The organism is Streptomyces sp. NPDC037401, from assembly GCF_055602345.1.
Genome location: NZ_JBVJWO010000024.1, coordinates 43,947 through 59,942, shown reverse-complemented (window position 1 = coordinate 59,942; position 15,996 = coordinate 43,947). Strand labels below are relative to the sequence as shown.

The 15,996-nt window shown below is 72.1% G+C and carries 16 protein-coding genes; 10 read left to right on the top strand and 6 right to left on the bottom strand.

The window, feature by feature from the left end; genetic code table 11:
- Window positions 1-59 precede the first annotated feature (59 nt).
- Window positions 60-1,007, top strand: coding sequence for a DeoR/GlpR family DNA-binding transcription regulator (locus ACZ7H1_RS24580; RefSeq protein ID WP_470789668.1), 948 nt, complete (start codon window positions 60-62; stop codon window positions 1,005-1,007).
- Window positions 1,008-1,106: 99 nt separating this feature from the next.
- Here the strand turns inward: ACZ7H1_RS24580 and ACZ7H1_RS24575 are convergent, their stop codons facing one another.
- A complete protein-coding gene (locus ACZ7H1_RS24575; protein ID WP_470789666.1) occupies window positions 1,107-2,873 on the bottom strand; it encodes an acetyl/propionyl/methylcrotonyl-CoA carboxylase subunit alpha in 1,767 nt (588 codons plus the stop codon).
- Between the two features lie 371 nt (window positions 2,874-3,244).
- On the opposite strand from ACZ7H1_RS24575, the gene ACZ7H1_RS24570 reads away from it, so the two are divergent.
- Window positions 3,245-3,703, top strand: coding sequence for a hypothetical protein (locus tag ACZ7H1_RS24570; RefSeq protein WP_470789664.1), 459 nt, complete (start codon window positions 3,245-3,247; stop codon window positions 3,701-3,703).
- 65 nt (window positions 3,704-3,768) lie between these two features.
- Here the strand turns inward: ACZ7H1_RS24570 and ACZ7H1_RS24565 are convergent, their stop codons facing one another.
- The 4 genes from ACZ7H1_RS24565 to ACZ7H1_RS24550 form a co-directional block, all read right to left on the bottom strand.
- Entirely contained in the window at window positions 3,769-4,389 is a 621-nt protein-coding gene (locus tag ACZ7H1_RS24565; RefSeq protein ID WP_470789662.1) for a Maf family protein, read from the bottom strand.
- Window positions 4,390-4,412: 23 nt separating this feature from the next.
- Window positions 4,413-4,538, bottom strand: coding sequence for a morphogenic membrane protein MmpB (gene mmpB / locus ACZ7H1_RS24560; protein ID WP_470789660.1), 126 nt, complete (start codon window positions 4,536-4,538; stop codon window positions 4,413-4,415).
- A gap of 80 nt (window positions 4,539-4,618) precedes the next feature.
- Complete coding sequence (locus ACZ7H1_RS24555; protein ID WP_470789658.1) at window positions 4,619-4,828, bottom strand: acyl-CoA carboxylase epsilon subunit; 210 nt, start codon at window positions 4,826-4,828, stop codon at window positions 4,619-4,621.
- A 16-nt stretch (window positions 4,829-4,844) separates the two neighbouring features.
- Window positions 4,845-6,455, bottom strand: coding sequence for an acyl-CoA carboxylase subunit beta (locus ACZ7H1_RS24550; protein WP_470789656.1), 1,611 nt, complete (start codon window positions 6,453-6,455; stop codon window positions 4,845-4,847).
- Window positions 6,456-6,572: 117 nt separating this feature from the next.
- Here ACZ7H1_RS24550 and ACZ7H1_RS24545 point away from each other — a divergent pair, with 117 nt between their 5' ends.
- The 5 genes from ACZ7H1_RS24545 (at window position 6,573) to hutH (ending at window position 12,523) form a co-directional block, all read left to right on the top strand.
- Window positions 6,573-7,451, top strand: coding sequence for a biotin--[acetyl-CoA-carboxylase] ligase (locus ACZ7H1_RS24545; RefSeq protein ID WP_470789654.1), 879 nt, complete (start codon window positions 6,573-6,575; stop codon window positions 7,449-7,451).
- A 120-nt stretch (window positions 7,452-7,571) separates the two neighbouring features.
- Window positions 7,572-8,777: an adenylate/guanylate cyclase domain-containing protein gene (locus ACZ7H1_RS24540; RefSeq protein ID WP_470789652.1), complete on the top strand. Its 1,206-nt coding sequence runs from the start codon at window positions 7,572-7,574 to the stop codon at window positions 8,775-8,777.
- 25 nt (window positions 8,778-8,802) lie between these two features.
- Window positions 8,803-9,615 (top strand): enoyl-CoA hydratase/isomerase family protein, encoded by an 813-nt coding sequence (locus ACZ7H1_RS24535; protein WP_470789650.1) that lies wholly within the window; start codon window positions 8,803-8,805, stop codon window positions 9,613-9,615.
- A 151-nt stretch (window positions 9,616-9,766) separates the two neighbouring features.
- On the top strand, window positions 9,767-10,873 hold the full coding sequence (locus ACZ7H1_RS24530; protein WP_470789648.1) for a GGDEF domain-containing protein: 1,107 nt from the start codon (window positions 9,767-9,769) through the stop codon (window positions 10,871-10,873).
- 108 nt (window positions 10,874-10,981) lie between these two features.
- Window positions 10,982-12,523: a histidine ammonia-lyase gene (gene hutH, locus ACZ7H1_RS24525; protein WP_470789764.1), complete on the top strand. Its 1,542-nt coding sequence runs from the start codon at window positions 10,982-10,984 to the stop codon at window positions 12,521-12,523.
- Between the two features lie 87 nt (window positions 12,524-12,610).
- Here the strand turns inward: hutH and ACZ7H1_RS24520 are convergent, their stop codons facing one another.
- Window positions 12,611-12,901: a hypothetical protein gene (locus ACZ7H1_RS24520; RefSeq protein ID WP_470789646.1), complete on the bottom strand. Its 291-nt coding sequence runs from the start codon at window positions 12,899-12,901 to the stop codon at window positions 12,611-12,613.
- A 107-nt stretch (window positions 12,902-13,008) separates the two neighbouring features.
- On the opposite strand from ACZ7H1_RS24520, the gene ACZ7H1_RS24515 reads away from it, so the two are divergent.
- The 3 genes from ACZ7H1_RS24515 to ACZ7H1_RS24505 all read left to right on the top strand — a co-directional run bounded on the left by ACZ7H1_RS24515 (window position 13,009) and on the right by ACZ7H1_RS24505 (window position 15,974).
- Window positions 13,009-13,425 (top strand): hypothetical protein, encoded by a 417-nt coding sequence (locus tag ACZ7H1_RS24515; protein WP_470789644.1) that lies wholly within the window; start codon window positions 13,009-13,011, stop codon window positions 13,423-13,425.
- Window positions 13,426-13,557: 132 nt separating this feature from the next.
- Complete coding sequence (locus tag ACZ7H1_RS24510; RefSeq protein WP_470789642.1) at window positions 13,558-14,823, top strand: L,D-transpeptidase; 1,266 nt, start codon at window positions 13,558-13,560, stop codon at window positions 14,821-14,823.
- Between the two features lie 137 nt (window positions 14,824-14,960).
- Window positions 14,961-15,974: a GNAT family N-acetyltransferase gene (locus ACZ7H1_RS24505; RefSeq protein ID WP_470789640.1), complete on the top strand. Its 1,014-nt coding sequence runs from the start codon at window positions 14,961-14,963 to the stop codon at window positions 15,972-15,974.
- The last annotated feature ends 22 nt before the right edge of the window (window positions 15,975-15,996 follow it).

Sequence of the window (15,996 nt, the reverse complement as noted above, 5' to 3'; positions counted from 1 at the left end):
TTCGGAATATCAGCGCATGGAGCTGAAAGAAGACGGTCGTTGGGGTTACTGTCAGTTTCGTGTTCGCTGCAGAACGTCGCCAATTGATTCTCGAAATGGTGCGGGCCAACGGAGCGGTTTCGCTCCGTGAGCTCGCCCGCGTCGTCCAGACCTCCGAAGTGACCGTACGGCGGGACGTGCGGGCACTGGAGGCAGAAGGACTCCTCGACCGCCGGCATGGCGGTGCGGTCTTGCCGGGCGGTTTCACGCGGGAGTCCGGCTTTCCGCAAAAGTCCCATCTCGCGACGGCGGAGAAGACCGCCATTGCCGATGTCGCGGCCGGCCTCGTCGAAGAAGGCGAGGCCGTCGTCGTCGGCGCGGGCACCACGACCCAGGAGCTGGCCCGCCGGCTCGCCCGGGTGCCCGGACTGACCGTCGTCACCAACTCCCTGCTGGTTGCCCAGGCGCTGGCCCACGCCAACCGCGTCGAAGTGGTGATGACGGGCGGCACTCTACGCGGTTCGAACTACGCACTCGTCGGCAGCGGGGCCGAGCAGTCCCTCCAGGGACTGCGGGTCTCCCGGGCGTTCCTGTCCGGCAGCGGCCTGACCGCGGAGCGCGGGCTGTCCACGTCCAACATGCTCTCGGCGAGCGTGGACCGGGCCCTGGTGCAGGCGGCCGCCGAGGTGGTGGTCCTCGCGGACCACACCAAGCTCGGCACCGACACCATGTTCCAGACCGTGCCGACGGACGTGATCACCCGCCTGGTCACCGACGAGCCGCCACCGCACGACGACCGCTCGCAGACCGAGCTCCAGGCGCTCGCCGACCAGGGGGTGCAGATCACCGTGGCGAGCTCGGGAATGCCGGGCGCCGGCGGTGACGGGCTGAACGGCGGGCGCAGGCCCCCGCGGCGGGAGTCCCCGCTGCCCGTACAGCGCCGTGCCGGTACGGCTTCCCAGCTGCGGGCCGCCGCACTGGTGGACCAGGGCGAGCGGGCCCGGGTGGCCGACATGAGGCGGCGGTGACGGCGTTAACAGGCACCACGGCAGCCGTGAACGCGAAGGCCCCGCCCGGAAGAACGACCGGGCGGGGCCTTCGCGTGCTGCGTGCCGTGTCTGCGGAGGTCAGTTGTCCTTGATTTCGCAGATGGTGGCGCCGGAGGTGATGGAGGCGCCGACCTCGGCGTTCAGGCCCACGATGGTGCCGGAACGGTGGGCGTTGAGCGGCTGCTCCATCTTCATGGCCTCGAGGACGACGACGAGGTCGCCCTCCTCGACCTGCTGGCCCTCCTCGACGGCGATCTTGACGATCGTGCCCTGCATGGGAGAGGCCAGGGTGTCGCCGGACGCGGCGGGGCCGGACTTCTTGGCGGCGCGGCGCTTGGGCTTGGCGCCGCCGGCGGCGGCGGTACGGGCCAGCGTCATGCCGAGCGAGGACGGCAGCGAGACTTCCAGGCGCTTGCCGCCGACCTCGACGACCACGGTCTCGCGGCCGGGCTCGTCCTCGATGTCCTCGGTCGCGGGGGCCGCGAAGGCGGGGATGTCGTTGACGAACTCGGTCTCGATCCAGCGGGTGTGGACCTTGAACGGGGTGCCGTCGGTGGGTGCGAAGGCGGGGTCGGCGACCACGGCGCGGTGGAAGGGGATGGCGGTGGCCATGCCCTCGACCGTGAACTCGGCGAGCGCGCGGGCGGCGCGCTGGAGGGCCTGTTCGCGCGTGGCGCCGGTGACGATCAGCTTGGCGAGGAGGGAGTCCCAGGCCGGGCCGATGACCGAGCCGGTCTCGACGCCCGCGTCGAGGCGGACGCCGGGGCCGGTGGGCGGGCTGAAGAGCGTGACGGTGCCGGGCGCGGGCAGGAAGCCGCGGCCGGGGTCCTCGCCGTTGATGCGGAACTCGAAGGAGTGTCCGCGCAGGACCGGGTCGTCGTAGCCGAGGGCTTCGCCGTCGGCGATGCGGAACATCTCGCGGACGAGGTCGATGCCGGTGACCTCTTCGGTGACCGGGTGCTCGACCTGGAGGCGGGTGTTGACCTCGAGGAAGGAGATGGTGCCGTCGGTGCCGACGAGGAACTCGACGGTGCCGGCGCCGACGTAGCCGGCTTCCTTGAGGATGGCCTTGGAGGCGGCGTACAGCTCGGCGTTCTGCTCCTCGGAGAGGAACGGCGCCGGGGCCTCCTCCACCAGCTTCTGGTGGCGGCGCTGCAGGGAGCAGTCGCGGGTGGAGACGACGACGACGTTGCCGTGGCTGTCGGCGAGGCACTGGGTCTCGACGTGCCGGGGCTTGTCGAGGTAGCGCTCGACGAAGCACTCGCCGCGGCCGAAGGCGGCGACGGCCTCGCGGACCGCGGAGTCGTAGAGCTCGGGGACTTCTTCGAGGGTGCGGGCGACCTTGAGGCCGCGGCCGCCGCCGCCGAAGGCCGCCTTGATGGCGATGGGCAGGCCGTGTTCCCGGGCGAAGGCGACGACTTCGTCGGCTCCGGATACGGGGTCGGGAGTGCCCGCGACGAGCGGGGCACCTGCGCGCTGGGCGATGTGACGGGCCGCCACCTTGTCGCCGAGATCGCGGATGGCCTGCGGCGGCGGGCCGATCCAGGTCAGTCCTGCGTCGATGACGGCCTGGGCGAAGTCGGCGTTCTCCGACAGGAAGCCGTACCCGGGGTGGATGGCGTCGGCACCGGAGTCGGCAGCTGCCTGGAGGACCTTGGAGATGTCCAGGTAGCTGGCGGCCGGAGTGTCACCGCCCAGGGCGAACGCCTCGTCTGCCGCGCGGACGTGCAGAGCGTCCCGGTCCGGGTCTGCGTAGACGGCTACGCTCGCGATCCCGGCATCCCGGCAGGCCCGGGCAACGCGGACAGCGATTTCGCCACGGTTGGCGATGAGCACCTTGCGCACGATGGCTCCCTCCTTGAAACAAGCTGAGTTTAGGGACTGCCGACACGGCCTTTCGACCCGTCCCCGGAGGTGACCTTGCCCACACAGAGCGTGATGCGCGTCGTGCACCAGACCCGAAAACCCTTGTGGCGCCGTGGACCAGGGGAATCCCCGACTGCACAGTAACCCCGTCCTGTGTCCAAGGTCTCTGTCCACGGGCTCATCGGCCCACCGGGTTTCTTTGTCGAGTCCCTACGAATGGGCGAATGTTTCTTTGCCCTGCGGGGGTGGTCGTAACGAAGCCGCCCGCACCTCTTGTCCCTGGGTTTACTCGTTAGTAGCCTCCGGGGGTCGAACACTTCGGACGTGCTTGCGGCGGAGACGGGGGCGTTGTGGCGCGAAGACTCGTGGCCGGGGTGGCCGCGGCCCTGCTCTTCCTCGAAGCCCTCGGCTTCGTGCTCGTCAACCACGTGCTGGGCACGGTCACCAGGCGCCAGTCGATGTCGATCGCGGGCGTCGATCCGGATGTCATGGTCACGACGACCTACGTGCTCGGTGCCGCCATGGGCGGCTACCTCGCCTGCTGCGGCACCGTCCTGCTGCGCGCCGCGCTCCGCGACCGCGCGCCGGGCGGCTTCGCCCGCGTACTCCTCATCACCTGCGCCGTCACCCACACGGTGCTCGGCGCCCTCGCGGTCGGCCTGGTCGGCTGGCACGGCTTCGCCTTCATGGTGCTGGTCCTCGCCCTGGTCGTCCTGGGCCTGACGATGTACGCGAAGGTCTCGTCCGCGTCCGCGGGCGCCCCCGGGGACGCGGTGCCGGACAAACTCCCGCCGCCCGCCACCGCGTAGCGCCCGCCGGCCGCGGCACAGCGCCCGCCGGCCGCGGCACAGCGCCCGCCGCGGGGGCGCCGGGCTCAGGCCCAGAGGTCGGTGACGGACACGCCCAGTTCGCCCAGGAGCGAGCGCAGCAGCGGCATGGAGATGCCGATGACGTTGCCGTGATCGCCGTCGATCCCGTCGATGAACGGCGACGACAGGCCGTCCAGGGTGAACGCGCCCGCCACGTGCAGCGGTTCGCCGCTCGCCACGTACGCCGCGACCTCGGCGTCGGTCGGCTCGCCGAAGCGGACCGTCGTGGACGCCGTTGCGGAGACCTGGCGGCCGCTCGCGGTGTCGATCACGCAGTGGCCGGTGCGCAGGACGCCGCTGCGGCCCCGCATGGCCTTCCAGCGGGCCGTGGCCTCCTCGGCGTCCGCGGGCTTGCCGAGCGCCTCGCCGTCCAGTTCCAGGACCGAGTCGCAGCCGATCACGAGCGCGCCCGCGGCCTCGTCCAGAGCGGCCACCACGGCCGCCTTGGCCTCGGCGAGCACGAGGGCCAGCTCGGCCGGCGAGTCCGCGCTGAGCGCGTCCTCGTCGACCCCGCTCACGATCACGTGCGGGGCGAGGCCGGCCTGCCGGAGCAGGTTGAGGCGGGCGGGGGAGGCGGAGGCGAGCACCAGGGAGCGCGGCGAAGGCTGGTCAGTCATGCGGCCCATCGTAGGGACCGGCGGAGCCGGCGTCAGATCCCGAGCACGTAGACGACCACCAGCATCGCGATCACCAGGACGACGGTCAGCCGGCGGATCATCGCCTGGGCTTCGCGCATGTCCTCGGGCGGCTCGTTCTTCGGGTCGGACCACAGCATGTACCGATCCTGGTCCCGGGACGCCGGTGGCGCCTGAGTACGGGTACTCAGGCGCCACCGTCCAACGGGATCATCTTCTGCTAGCCGGGCCAGTACGTGCGGCCCCACGCGCGCGGCCCCGGCTGCGGCAGCCGGTGGCGCGCCACCCGTGCCGGGTGGGACCACTCGTCCGGCACCGGTGCCGCCGCGCCCGACGGCGCCGAGGCGAGCGCCGCCGCGCGGGCTTGGACCACCGCCAGGGCGGCGGCGAGCTCCTCCGGGGTCGGGTTGCCCTTGACGACCTTGATCATGCGAACAGCCCTTCTGCTACAGCGGGATGTTGCCGTGCTTCTTCGGCGGCAGGGACTCGCGCTTGGTGCGGAGCTGGCGCAGCCCCTTCACGATGTGGGCACGGGTCTCGGACGGCAGGATCACCGCGTCGACGTACCCGCGCTCGGCCGCGATGTACGGGTTGAGCAGGGTGTCCTCGTAGTCGGCGATCAGTTCGGCACGGGTGGCCTCACGGGTCTCGTCGTCGGGGGCCGCGGCGATCGTGCGGCGGTGCAGGATGTTGACCGCGCCCTGCGCGCCCATGACGGCGATCTGCGCGGTCGGCCAGGCGAGGTTGAGGTCCGCGCCGAGGTGCTTGGAGCCCATGACGTCGTACGCGCCGCCGAAGGCCTTGCGGGTGATGACGGTGATCAGGGGGACGGTCGCCTCGGCGTACGCGTAGATCAGCTTGGCGCCGCGCCGGATGATTCCGTTGTACTCCTGGTCCGTGCCCGGGAGGAAGCCCGGGACGTCCACGAAGGTCAGCACCGGCACGTTGAAGGCGTCGCACGTGCGCACGAAGCGGGCGGCCTTCTCCGAGGCGTTGATGTCCAGGCAGCCGGCGAACTGCATCGGCTGGTTGGCGACCACGCCGACCGGGTGGCCCTCGACGCGGCCGAAGCCGGTGACGATGTTCGGCGCGAACATCGCCTGGGTCTCCAGGAACTCGCCGTCGTCGAGCACGTGCTCGATGGCCGTGTGCATGTCGTACGGCTGGTTGGCGCTGTCCGGGATGAGGGTGTCGAGGTCCAGGTCGGACTCCGAGACCTCCAGGTCGGCCTCCTCCGGGAACGCCGGCGGCTCCGACAGGTTGTTCGAAGGGAGGTACGAGAGCAGCGACTTGACGTACTCGATCGCGTCCTTCTCGTCGCCGGCCATGTGGTGCGCCACGCCCGAGACGGTGTTGTGCGTGCGGGCGCCGCCCAGCTCCTCGAAGCCCACGTCCTCGCCGGTGACGGTCTTGATGACGTCCGGGCCGGTGATGAACATGTGCGAGGTCTGGTCGACCATCACGGTGAAGTCGGTGATGGCGGGCGAGTAGACCGCGCCGCCGGCGCACGGGCCGACGATCAGCGAGATCTGCGGGACCACGCCGGACGCGTGGACGTTGCGCCGGAAGATCTCGGCGAAGAGGCCGAGGGCGACCACGCCCTCCTGGATGCGCGCGCCGCCGCCGTCACTGATGCCGATGACCGGGCAGCCGGTCTTCAGCGCGAAGTCCATGACCTTGACGATCTTCTCGCCGTACACCTCGCCGAGCGAGCCGCCGAAGATGGTGAAGTCCTGGGAGTACACGCACACGGGGCGGCCGTCGACGGTGCCGTAGCCGGTGACGACTCCGTCGCCGTACGGGCGGTTCTTCTCGATGCCGAAGTTCGTCGAACGGTGCCGTGCGAACTCGTCCAGCTCGACGAACGAGCCCTCGTCCAGCAGCAGGTCGACCCGCTCACGGGCCGTCAGCTTGCCCTTGGCGTGCTGCTTCTCCACGGCCCGCTCGGAACCCGCATGCGTCGCCTCTTCGGTACGGCGCTTGAGGTCCGCGATCTTCCCCGCGGTGGTGTGGATGTCGATCTGCGTCGGCACTGACGACTCTGAGGGTTGTGACATCGGGGTCGCGGCTCCCTGCCTGGTCAACCTAATGACTACTGATGGCTACTGGCACGTAGCGTATCGGCGCGCATGGCGCTCGGCAGTGCGGCGTTCCCCACACCTAATGTGGCTTGCATGACGCCATCGGATGCCTCATCTCCCGCTTCGTCCGGCCGCTGGACCAGCCTGGACCGGCCGCCGCTCGTGCTCTCGTCGCTGCAGCGGTCGCTGGTCACCCCGGACGGCCTGTGGACCTCCGTGGAACTGGTCGCGAGCACCGGCTCCACCAACACCGACCTCGCCGCCCGGGCGGCGGAACTGCACGAAGGGGCCGTGCTCGTCGCCGAGGAGCAGACCCAGGGCCGCGGCCGGCTCGACCGGACCTGGACGGCGCCCGCCCGGTCCGGGCTGTTCTTCTCCGTCCTGCTCAAGCCGGACCCGGCGCGGGTGCCCGAGGAGCGGTGGGGGTGGCTCACCCTGCTGGCCGGGGTGGCCGCCGCGACCGCGCTGTCGCGGTCGGCGGGCGTGGACACGGCACTCAAGTGGCCCAACGACCTGCTGGTGACCATCGACGGCCACGAGCGCAAGACCGGCGGGATCCTCGCCGAGCGCGCGGCCGGGCCGGACGGGGGGATCGTGATCGGCATCGGGCTGAACGTCACCCTGACCGAGGAGGAGCTGCCGGTGCCTGGCGCGGGCTCGCTGGCGCTGGCCAAGGCCGCCGTCACGGACCGCGACTCGCTCCTGAAGGCCGTGCTGCGCTCGCTGGAGGACTGGTACGGGCGCTGGACCGAGGCCGGCGGGGACCCCTCGGAGAGCGGGCTCCAGGAGACGTACGCGGCCGGCTGTGCGACGCTCGGGCGGCACGTGCGGGCGGAGCTGCCGGGCGGCCGGGAGCTGACCGGCACGGCCGAGGCGGTGGACGCCGACGGGCGGCTGGTGGTCCGTACGGCGGACGGGGAACGCGAGCGGGTGAGCGCGGGCGACGTGGTTCATCTGCGCGCCGGTCAGTAGGTGCGGCCGGTGGGGAGTGAGCTACGGCACACCTGCCGTATGGTTTAGGCGATCGCCGGTCCCATCGGTGATCACCTGGATCGGCAGGGCAGTGCGCGCGGAATGGACAGGAGGCGGCCCTTGACCGTCGACGACACTGGTTCCAGCGCGCCCGGACCCAACGGACCCACCGGCTCGTCCGGCCCGTCCGGATCCGCGGGAGCAGCAGGAACCGGCCCCGCCACGCCGATCGGGCGGGACCAGCACACACCGCTGCACGAGGTCGACCACACGGCCGAACCGACCGCGGATCCGCTCGCCATCCGGCTGGAGCAGCTGATCCTCGGCGCCGAGCGCCGGTACACCCCCTTCCAGGCCGCCCGCAGCGCCGGTGTCTCCATGGAGCTCGCGTCCCGCTTCTGGCGGGCGATGGGCTTCGCGGACATCGGCCAGGCCAAGGCGCTGACGGAGGCGGACGTACTGGCGCTGCGGCGGCTGGCCGGCCTGGTGGAGGCGGGGCTGCTGAGCGAGCCGATGGCCGTGCAGGTGGCGCGGTCCACCGGTCAGACCACGGCACGTCTGGCGGAATGGCAGATCGACTCCTTCCTGGAGGGGCTCACCGAGCCCCCCGAGCCCGGCATGACCCGCACGGAGGTCACGTACCCGCTGGTCGAGCTGCTGCTGCCGGAGCTGGAGGAGTTCCTCGTCTACGTGTGGCGGCGGCAGCTGGCCGCGGCCACCGGCCGGGTGGTGCAGGCCGCGGACGACGAGGAGATGGTGGACCGGCGGCTCGCGGTGGGCTTCGCGGACCTCGTCGGCTTCACCCGGCTGACCCGGCGGCTGGAGGAGGAGGAACTCGGCGAGCTGGTCGAGACCTTCGAGACCACGGCAGCGGACCTGGTGGCCGCGCACGGCGGCCGGCTCATCAAGACCCTCGGCGACGAGGTCCTCTACGCCGCGGACGACGCGGGGACGGCGGCCGAGATCGCCCTGCGGCTCATCGAGACCATGGAGAGCGACGAGTCGATGCCCGAGCTGCGCGTCGGCATCGCCTTCGGCACGGTCACCACGCGGATGGGCGACGTCTTCGGCACCACGGTGAACCTCGCCAGCAGGCTGACGTCGATAGCGCCCAAGAACGCCGTGCTGGTGGACGGCGCGCTGGCGGAGGAGCTGGGCCGCACGGGCGACGCCCCGGTCTCGGAGAAGTCGGCCGAGCTGGAGGGCGCCGAGCCGGCCCGGCCGTATCGCTTCGCGCTCCAGCCGATGTGGCAGCGGCCGGTCCGCGGGCTCGGTGTGGTGGAACCCTGGCTGCTCACGCGGAGAGCCCCTAAGCTCCCCGGGTAACGCTCGTTAACCGGGAGGGTCTGTCATGACGTCCGAGCAGGGTCGGCGCTTCGGCGAGTTCGTGGAGGTACGCCGTCACGGGGACGGCGGTCATGTCGCCGAGCTCGTGCTCGACCGGCCGAAGGCCATGAACGCCGTCTCGTCGGAGATGGCGCGCTCGATCGCGGCGGCCTGCGACGCCCTGTCCGCGGACGCGTCCGCGCGCGTGGTGGTCCTGACCTCCACGCACGAGCGGGCGTTCTGCGTGGGCGCGGACCTCAAGGAGCGCAACGCGATGACGGACGCGGAGCTGGTCCGCCAGCGCCCGACCGCGCGCGCCGCGTACACGGGCGTCCTGGAGCTCCCCGTGCCGTCGATCGCGGCGGTCGGGGGCTTCGCGCTGGGCGGCGGCTTCGAGCTCGCCCTGTCCTGCGACCTGATCGTGGCGGACGGGACGGCCCTCGTGGGCCTGCCCGAGGTGTCCGTGGGCGTCATCCCCGGCGGCGGCGGTACGCAGCTGCTGCCGCGCCGGGTGGGGGCGGCGCGGGCCGCCGAGCTGATCTTCACGGCCCGCCGGGTGGAGGCCGCCGAGGCGCTGGCACTGGGCCTGGTGGACTCGCTGGTGGCACCGGGCGAGGCGCGCGCGGCGGCGCTGGAACTGGCGGGCACGATCGCGGGCAACTCCCCGGTGGGCCTGCGGGCGGCGAAGCGGGCCCTGCGGCTGGGGCACGGGCTCGACCTGCGGGCGGGCCTGGAGGTCGAGGACGCGGCCTGGCGGTCGGTGGCCTTCTCGGGCGACCGCGCGGAGGGTGTGGCCGCCTTCAACGAGAAGCGCCGGCCCAACTGGCCGGGCGAGTAGCCCCTCGCGCCCGCGCGGGCCCGTGCGCTGGTGCGCGGGCCCGCGCCCGCGTACCCCAAATGCAGCTGCGCTGTCACGAAACGTGACGGCTCTGCGACTGAATGTCGCAGGAAGTATCACCAAATCGGACAAAAATGCGTAACCTTGGGTGATGGGAGTTGACGGGCGGCTGCGAGCCGTGGTGGGCCTCGCGCAGGCCATGGCTGCGGCGCACACGCCGCGGGAGAGCGTGCGGGCGGCCGCGAGCGGCGCGCGCGTGGCGATGGGCGGCTCCTTCGCCGCCATCTCCGCCTGGGAGCGCGAGCGCGGCCGGCTCAGGGTGCTGGTGAACGAGGGCGAGCGGCGGGCCGACGAGGAGGAGTTCCCCGTCGACGAGTCGTACCCCGTGCACGACTTCCCCGAGATCGCGGAGTTCCTGCACGAGCGCTGGGCGGGCGGCGGCGGGCCGCACGCCTGGGTGGAGGCCGCGGCCGGTGACGGGCACCGGGCGGCCTCGCTCCGGCGCCGCGGCCGCGGCAGCTGCGTGGTCGCCCCGATCGTGCTGCACGGCCGGGCCTGGGGCGAGCTGTACGTGGCGCGCGAGGCGGGTGCGGCGGGCTTCGACGCGGACGACGCGGAGTTCGCCACCGTGCTCGCCGCCGTGATCGCCGCCGGGCTCGCCCAGAACGAACGCCTGGAAGAAGCCCGCAGGCTCGCCTTCACCGACCCCCTGACCGGCCTGGCCAACCGCCGCGCCGTCGACGTCAGCCTCGACGAGGCCCTGGAGCGGCACCGCACCGAAGGCGCCGTCGTCAGCCTCGTCGTCTGCGACCTCAACGGGCTCAAACGGGTCAACGACACCCTCGGGCACGCGACCGGCGACCGGCTGCTGGAACGGTTCGGCTCGGTGCTCAGCCTCTGCGGGGCCAAGCTGCCCGGGGCCCTCGCCGCCCGGCTCGGCGGCGACGAGTTCTGCCTCGTGTCGGTCGGGCCCTCCGCGGACGCCGTGGTCGCCGTCGCGGGAGAGCTGTGCGCGCGCGCCGCCGGCCTCGAACTGGGCGAGGGCGTGGCCTGCGGCATCGCCTCCACCGGCGACCCGATCGGGCAGGTGCGGTCCTCCCGGCGGCTGTTCCGCCTCGCGGACGCGGCCCAGTACAAGGCCAAGGCCGCCCGCTCGGCCGAGCCGGTCGTCGCCGGGCGCGACCACGCCGTGGTGCAGCTCGCCGACAGCCCGCAGCCCGGCACCGGCGAGCGCCGCCGCTTCCGAGGTCGGGAGTGAGCCGCTGCCGGCGGGGCCGGTGGCGGGGGCCGCCGACCGGGTAAGGGCCGCCCTCGGAAGTTGCTAGTGACATGAAGGGATTCAGTCCGTAGGGTGCTGAATATGGATATGCACACTGTCGTGGTGGGGACGTCCGGCACCACCGCCGAGGACGTGATCGCCGTGGCCCGCGGCAACGCTCGGATCGAGCTGTCCGCCGAGGCCCTGGACGCGCTCGCCCGCGCCCGCGAGATCGTGGACGCCCTGGCCGCCAAGCCCGAACCCGTCTACGGGGTGTCGACCGGATTCGGCGCCCTCGCCACCCGCCACATCAGCCAGGAGCTCCGCGCGCAGCTCCAGCGCAACATCGTCCGCAGCCACGCCGCCGGCATGGGCCCGCGCGTCGAGCGCGAGGTCGTACGCGCCCTGATGTTCCTGCGGCTCAAGACGGTCGCCTCCGGCCACACCGGCGTACGGCCCCAGGTCGCCCAGACCATGGCCGACGTGCTCAACGCCGGGATCACCCCCGTCGTGCACGAGTACGGCTCCCTCGGCTGCTCCGGCGACCTCGCACCGCTCTCGCACTGCGCCCTCACCCTCATGGGCGAAGGCGACGCCGAGGGCCCGGACGGGACCGTGCGCCCCGCCGGCGAACTGCTCGCCGAGGCCGGCATCGCCCCCGTGGAGCTCCGCGAGAAGGAGGGCCTGGCCCTCCTCAACGGCACCGACGGCATGCTCGGCATGCTCGTCATGGCCATCGCCGACCTGCACAAGCTCTACACCAGCGCCGACATCACCGCCGCGCTCTCGCTGGAGGCCCTCCTCGGCACCGAGAAGGTCCTCGCGCCCGAGCTGCACGCCATCCGCCCGCACCCCGGCCAAGGAGCGTCCGCCGCCAACATGGCCGCCGTGCTCAAGGGCTCCGGGCTCACCGGGCACTTCCAGGAGGAAGCGGCCCCGCGCGTCCAGGACGCCTACTCGGTGCGCTGCGCCCCGCAGGTCGCGGGCGCCGGCCGGGACACCCTGGCGCACGCGGCCCTCGTGGCCTCGCGCGAACTGGCCTCCGCCGTCGACAACCCGGTCGTCCTCCCCGACGGCCGCGTCGAGTCCAACGGCAACTTCCACGGCGCCCCGGTCGCGTACGTCCTGGACTTCCTCGCCATCGCCGCCGCCGACCTGGGCTCCATCACGGAGCGCCGCACCGACCGGCTGCTGGACAAGAACCGCTCGCACGGCCTGCCGCCCTTCCTCGCCGACGACGCCGGCGTCGACTCGGGCCTGATGATCGCCCAGTACACGCAGGCCGCGCTGGTCAGCGAGATGAAGCGGCTCGCCGTACCGGCCTCCGCCGACTCCATCCCGTCCTCCGCGATGCAGGAGGACCACGTCTCGATGGGCTGGTCGGCGGCGCGCAAGCTGCGCACCGCGATCGACAACCTGTCCCGGATCGTCGCCGTGGAGCTGTACGCCGCCACGCGCGCGATCGAGCTGCGCCGCGGGCTGACCCCCGCCCCCGCCAGCCAGGCGGCCATCGCGGCCGTCCGCGCCGCGGGCGTCGAGGGTCCCGGCCCGGACCGCTTCCTCGCTCCGGACCTGGCCGCCGCCGATGCGTTCGTCCGCTCGGGTGGCCTGGTCGCGGCCGTCGAGCCGGTCACCGGCCCGCTGGCCTAACCGGAACACGAGCGGAACGCCGCCGGACCACGCGGAAACAGCAGGGGCCGCCACCGGAACACCGGTGGCGGCCCCTGCCGTCGTGGTCTACCAGGCCCGCGAGCGGCGGACCGAGAAGGCCACGCACCCGGCGCCGATGCCCAGGCACAGGGTGCCCCCGAGCAGGTACGGCGTGGTGTCCGTACTGCCGGTGGCGGCCAGCGTGAGCTGCGCGGACGGCTCGTCCGCGACGCCTGCGGACCGAGCGGGCGCCCCGGAGGACGCCGGGGCGGCCATGGCGGTGTGTTCGGTGGTGGCGTTCGCCGAGGGGACGAACCACAGAGCGGTGAGGAGAGTTCCCGCTCCGATGGCGGTGAGCAGCGGGCGACGTGCGGACACGGAGCGATCCCCCTTGTGGCAGCAGCGAATTGGCCGTGTGCGCCGATGCTAATGAAAGGGGCGGGTCGTGGGAAAGTCGGGGGGCCTCCAGGATTACGCTCCGTCGCATGAGCACTTCTGAGTCATCACGGTACGTACGGCTTCGGGTGGATTTGGTGCTGGAGGTGGCCGAGCCCGAGGCCCTCACCGGGGCCGCGCTGGAGCACATCGCGGCCGACGAGTTCATGCCCGACGAGGAGCGCGGGCACGCGGAATCGGCCGTACAGGAAGACGAAGCGGAAGCCCTGGCCTACCTGGTCGACCCCTTCGACCTGGTCTCCGGGGTCCCGGGAGTGGAGCTGGCGCAGGCCTCCTGGAGCACGGAGCCGGTCGAATACGACCCCGAGTCCGTGGAGTGGGACCTCGACGGGGAAGATGGTCGCTTCGAAGGCAACGCAGACGACGCAGACGAAGACGACGTAGACGTAGACGTAGACGAAGACGACGTAGACGAAGCAGACGACGGTCCGGAAAGGGTGCGGTAGTCGCAGGGCGGCCGTGGGCTGGCCCACAATCGCACCGGACGTGGAACCGTTCTCGCCTCTGCACGCGTTGTCACAACGAGGCAGGGAGGTCTTTCGACCCCCCTGCCCGGGGATCCCGGGGTTTCGGCAACGATGGAGAAGCGTGTGAGGACGGACAGCAAGCGGCGGCGCAGGGTCCTGGCGGCAGCGTCCGCTCTGCTCGGCGGCGCACTGGTGCTGACGGCGTGCAGCGACGGCGACGCCAAGGGCAGCGGCGAGCCGACGAACAAGGCCCAGGCCGATGCCGACGCGGCGGCGGCCAAGGACGCCTCGGCGGCCCGAATAGAAGTCACGCCCGTGGACGGCAAGACGAACGTCGGGATCAACAACTCCACCAAGGTCACGGTCAGCGAGGGCACCCTGACCCAGGTGGAGATGAAGTCCGCCGACGGCACGGCCGTCGAGGGCAAGATCTCCTCGGACGGCAAGAGCTGGAAGCCGGACGCCAAGCTCAAGCGCGCCACCAAGTACACGCTGTCGGCCACCGCGAAGGACGCCGAGGGCCGCGAGGCCCACGAAAACGCCTCCTTCACCACCGTCTCGCCGGACAACAGCTTCATCGGCACCTTCACGCCGGAGGACGGTTCGAAGGTCGGCGTCGGCATGCCGGTCTCGATCACCTTCGACAAGCCGATCAAGGACCGCAAGGCCGTCCAGTCCGCGATCTCCGTGAACTCCACCGGCGGCCAGGAGGTCGTGGGGCACTGGTTCAACTCCCAGCGCCTCGACTTCCGCCCCGAGGAGTACTGGAAGGCCAACTCCACGGTCACGCTGAAGATGTCCCTGGACGGCGTCGAGGGCGCCCCCGGCATCTACGGCGTGCAGGAGCGCACCGCGACCTTCAGCATCGGCCGCAACCAGGTCTCCATCGTCGACGCCAAGACCAAGCAGATGACGGTCAAGCGGGACGGCGCGGTCGTCAAGACCATCCCGATCTCCGCCGGCGCGCCCGCGAACCCGACGTACAACGGCCAGATGGTGATCTCCGAGAAGTTCAAGGAGACCCGGATGAACGGCGCCACCGTCGGCTTCAAGGACAAGGAAGGCAAGGGCGAGTACGACATCAAGGACGTCCCCCACGCCATGCGGCTGTCGACCTCCGGCACGTTCATCCACGGCAACTACTGGGGCTCCGACTCGATCTTCGGCTCGGTCAACACCAGCCACGGCTGCGTCGGCCTGAACGACACCCAGGGCGCCAACGACCCCAACACCGAAGCCGCCTGGTTCTACAACAACTCCCTCATCGGCGACGTCGTGACGGTCCAGAACTCCCCGGACAAGCAGATCAAGCCGGACAACGGCCTCAACGGCTGGAACATGGACTGGTCCGAGTGGAAGGCCGGCTCGGCGGTCTGATCCGCCGTACGCCCTGCTCCTGAGCTCCGCACCGCACGCCGACGGCGGGGTCCCACCCGGGACCCCGCCGTCGGCGCGTTTGGGCCCGGGGAAAAGCGGGAGGCGCCGGGGCGGGCGGCGTGCGTAGGGTCGCCCGTATGACTCACCCGCAGATCAGCGCGCTCGCCGCCCCGCCCTCCGATGCCGACGTGGACGCGTGGCTGGGCGTCCTCACCGCGGCCCACGCCCACGACCTGCCCGGAGTGCCCGGACCCACCCGCACCGAGACGGGCGGCCGGCTCCAGACGCCCCCGGCGCGCGGACGGGCCGTCTGTCTCGCGGCGCAGGCACCGGGCAGCGGCACGGACGGCGCAGGCCCGGCGTACGACGCGGTGGCGGCCCTGCTGCTCTTCTCCGACCCCGGGAACCTCCACACCGCCTTCCTCGACCTGCTGGCCGTCCGGCCGCAGGCCCGGCGGCAGGGCATGGGAACCGCCCTGTGGGAGCGGGTGCGCGAGGAGCTGACGGCCGACAAGCGGACCTCCGTCGCCACCGTCGTCGACCTCGGCGGCCCCGGCGAGGCCTTTGCCCGCTCCCTCGGCTTCGAGAACGTCCTGCCGATGGCCTGGTACGTCCAGCGAGTCGACGAGGCGGCGGCAGCCGGGGCCGACGGGGAGCCCGGACTCGCCCCCGGCTACCGCTTCGTCAGCTGGCCCGGCATCGTCCCCGACGAGCACGCCACGGCGGCCGCGGTCGCCCACGGAGCCATGGAAGACGCCCCCAGCGGCGAGCTGGACGAGTCGACCGTGCAGTGGGACGCCGAAAAACTGCGCGCCGCCGAACGCCTCGTCCTCGACCGCGGAGGCCGCATCCACACCGTGGCCGCGCTCGACGCGGCGGGCGACGTCGCCGCGTACACCGAGGTCGTCCTGCCCGATCCCGCCACCGAGCGGGCCGTCCAGTACGACACCGTGGTCGTCCCCGCCCACCGCGGCCGCGGCCTCGGCCGCGCGGTGAAGCTGCGCATGCTCGCCGAGCTGCGCGAACTCCACCCGGGCGTACGGCAGATCGCCACGACCGTCGCCGACGAGAACGGCCCCATGCGCACCGTGAACGAGCAGCTCGGCTACCGGCACGAGCGGGCCTGCGGCTACTTCCAGCTCACGCTCTGACGACCCGCCGGACGTCGGCTAC

Bases quoted from the DNA above. Each gene is read 5' to 3' on its own strand.
- ACZ7H1_RS24565 (WP_470789662.1), bottom strand. From the start codon at position 4,389: ATGGGCCGCATGACTGACCAGCCTTCGCCGCGCTCCCTGGTGCTCGCC.
- mmpB (WP_470789660.1), bottom strand. From the start codon at position 4,538: ATGCTGTGGTCCGACCCGAAGAACGAGCCGCCCGAGGACATGCGCGAA.
- ACZ7H1_RS24555 (WP_470789658.1), bottom strand. From the start codon at position 4,828: ATGATCAAGGTCGTCAAGGGCAACCCGACCCCGGAGGAGCTCGCCGCC.
- ACZ7H1_RS24550 (WP_470789656.1), bottom strand. From the start codon at position 6,455: ATGTCACAACCCTCAGAGTCGTCAGTGCCGACGCAGATCGACATCCAC.
- ACZ7H1_RS24545 (WP_470789654.1), top strand. From the start codon at position 6,573: ATGACGCCATCGGATGCCTCATCTCCCGCTTCGTCCGGCCGCTGGACC.
- ACZ7H1_RS24535 (WP_470789650.1), top strand. From the start codon at position 8,803: ATGACGTCCGAGCAGGGTCGGCGCTTCGGCGAGTTCGTGGAGGTACGC.
- ACZ7H1_RS24530 (WP_470789648.1), top strand. From the start codon at position 9,767: ATGGGAGTTGACGGGCGGCTGCGAGCCGTGGTGGGCCTCGCGCAGGCC.
- hutH (WP_470789764.1), top strand. From the start codon at position 10,982: ATGCACACTGTCGTGGTGGGGACGTCCGGCACCACCGCCGAGGACGTG.
- ACZ7H1_RS24515 (WP_470789644.1), top strand. From the start codon at position 13,009: ATGAGCACTTCTGAGTCATCACGGTACGTACGGCTTCGGGTGGATTTG.
- ACZ7H1_RS24510 (WP_470789642.1), top strand. From the start codon at position 13,558: ATGGAGAAGCGTGTGAGGACGGACAGCAAGCGGCGGCGCAGGGTCCTG.
- ACZ7H1_RS24505 (WP_470789640.1), top strand. From the start codon at position 14,961: ATGACTCACCCGCAGATCAGCGCGCTCGCCGCCCCGCCCTCCGATGCC.